This is a genomic window from Nocardia neocaledoniensis (genome assembly GCF_029868625.1).
Lineage (GTDB): Bacteria > Actinomycetota > Actinomycetes > Mycobacteriales > Mycobacteriaceae > Nocardia > Nocardia neocaledoniensis_A.
The window spans coordinates 1-1,974 of the sequence record NZ_JARWOJ010000126.1 but is presented as its reverse complement, the minus strand read 5'-3'; the positions used below and the strand labels follow the sequence as shown (position 1 = coordinate 1,974).

At 63.3% G+C, this 1,974-nt stretch carries 2 protein-coding genes; both read left to right on the top strand.

Translation table 11 applies throughout. The features are described 5' to 3' along the window. Positions 1–198 precede the first annotated feature (198 nt). Positions 199–960, top strand: a complete 762-nt coding sequence (locus tag QH270_RS08800) for a hypothetical protein (protein ID WP_054813827.1) — start codon at positions 199–201, stop codon at positions 958–960. A gap of 140 nt (positions 961–1,100) precedes the next feature. Continuing rightward, complete coding sequence (locus QH270_RS08795; RefSeq protein ID WP_280340037.1) at positions 1,101–1,925, top strand: hypothetical protein; 825 nt, start codon at positions 1,101–1,103, stop codon at positions 1,923–1,925. Positions 1,926–1,974: the final 49 nt, after the last annotated feature.

Below are 1,974 nucleotides of genomic sequence, written 5' to 3'. Positions count from 1 at the left end.
CCCCACTCAACCGGCCGGTGGTGCCGAGCAATTCGCTCGCCACCACCGGCCGCTGTCTGTGACTCGACCAGCAGTAGCTGCGATGATGACACGCAGCCAGAGTCAAGTGACGAGACGAGTTTCGTTGTAGCTGGCGGATATTCCTGCGCTTCACGAACGTGATCGAGAGCGGTGCCGCTAGCGACGGGGAGAACAGCAATGCACGCAAGTCAGGTTCAGGTTCTAAGCCTGGTCGTCGCGACTGTGGTGGCGATCTTCGCAGCGATCAGTTTGCGCATCAACTACCGGAAGCATCGGGTCGAGGAACGCGAACGAGGACGAATGTCGGTTCGGCGCTGGCGTGAGCAGGTCGAGGAATACAGCGCCGAAATCGAGCGGCTCGGCGACGCCTGCCCCCGGGCCCTACGATTGGACTACGACGTGGCTCGTCACTGGCTGGCCGCCGAATACGCCGTACGCATGACCGACACAGAACTCGACCTCCAATGGCGGGCCTTGCGCGCGGTGTCGCCTGCCCTTCTGGTTCTGCTGATCAGCTATCCGCTCCATTACGACGGCACGTGGGTCACAGCGGTCGCTGGTGTCGTGTACGTATCCGCTGTGACGAGGCTCGCGATGTCGGCGCACATCCTCTCCAGACTGACAAGGCGCGTCAAGCGGCAGAGGATGCTCTACGCCAGACTCGGTGCCCCCTCGGTACTCCCGCAAGTTCGACCAGTCACCTCGAGCAATCCGCTGCGGGCACCAGTTCCCAGTGTGATCGTCATCGACCGTTGGATAACCGAGGTCACGGGCCGACCGGTGAACTCCGCTGCCGTCCCTGCCGAGCAGGTTCGCGCGATTCAACACCGGCTCGACCGGTGGTACTCCACAAGGCCAACTCTCCGACTCCAACGAGCACTCATCCGTTTCGGACGAACGGTTCGCGATTACGCGACTGACCAGGTTCGACTTCGATGAGCCCGCCAACGAGAAGTTGCAGCTCCGCTGCGGACGCGAGGCGGGCGACACACTGGGGGGGAACGTGTGAGCAGCGCTGACACACGAACGCTCCGACTGAATTCCCGGAACAGTTCACCCTCACCTCTAGTCTGATCATCGTGGCCTCGAACACCGCGAACACCGACATGGGCACCGATCTCTGTACGAGATCGATGCTGCTCATGCTGGCGGACCAACACGATCGCGGCAAAGACTTCGGGCACCTGTGGCGGCACCATCTTGAGGGGCTCGCAGCAGCGGTCTCCGATAGCGCGTTCCTCGACCATGTCGACCTGTGCGTATTCGCACGCAGTTCCATCGCTGACAAGGTTTCGCGGCAGTGGTGGATTGCTGAGGCTCCATCATTCGATCTGGCCGCCATGCGAATCGGAGTCGTTGAGGTAGAACGCCGAACGCTGGGGGTCCCCGGCGGCATCGCCACCACCGACCTCGAGCCGTATCTCCTGCTGCCCCAGAACGCCTCATCGAGGGTCACCGAGGTGGTGACGGCGACTCTGGCGACCAACAACGCACACGAACCACAGGGGCCACAGCCGGGCCGCAACTGGGTCTCCGAGCACCGACTCAAGCGCTACAGCCCGGACAGCCCGATCAGATGGCTCCTCGGGTCGCGGACCGCACACACGCCTACCAACTCCGGAAAGTCAGCCATCGCTGACGCCCTTGCCTACGCCTACCACGCCGCGTGGCAAGCAAGACACCGCGCTCGCAGCATCACCGGCGTCGCCTACCGCGCCTTGTCAACTCGCCGTGGCCGTCAACTCGACGCCATGCGCAAGGCATGGACGAGCCTGGGGGCCGACCAAGATGGCAGGCCACCCCCCAGTATGATGACCAAGAAGAGCCGGTACAGCCATTGCAGCACGTTCGGACGGGTTTGTCACCGATTCGGCGCGAAACGTCCCGCAGGCGCGAGGTCGTAGACCGCGTATTCGGTGCCGATCACCGGCTGGGCGACGTTGCGGACACGGA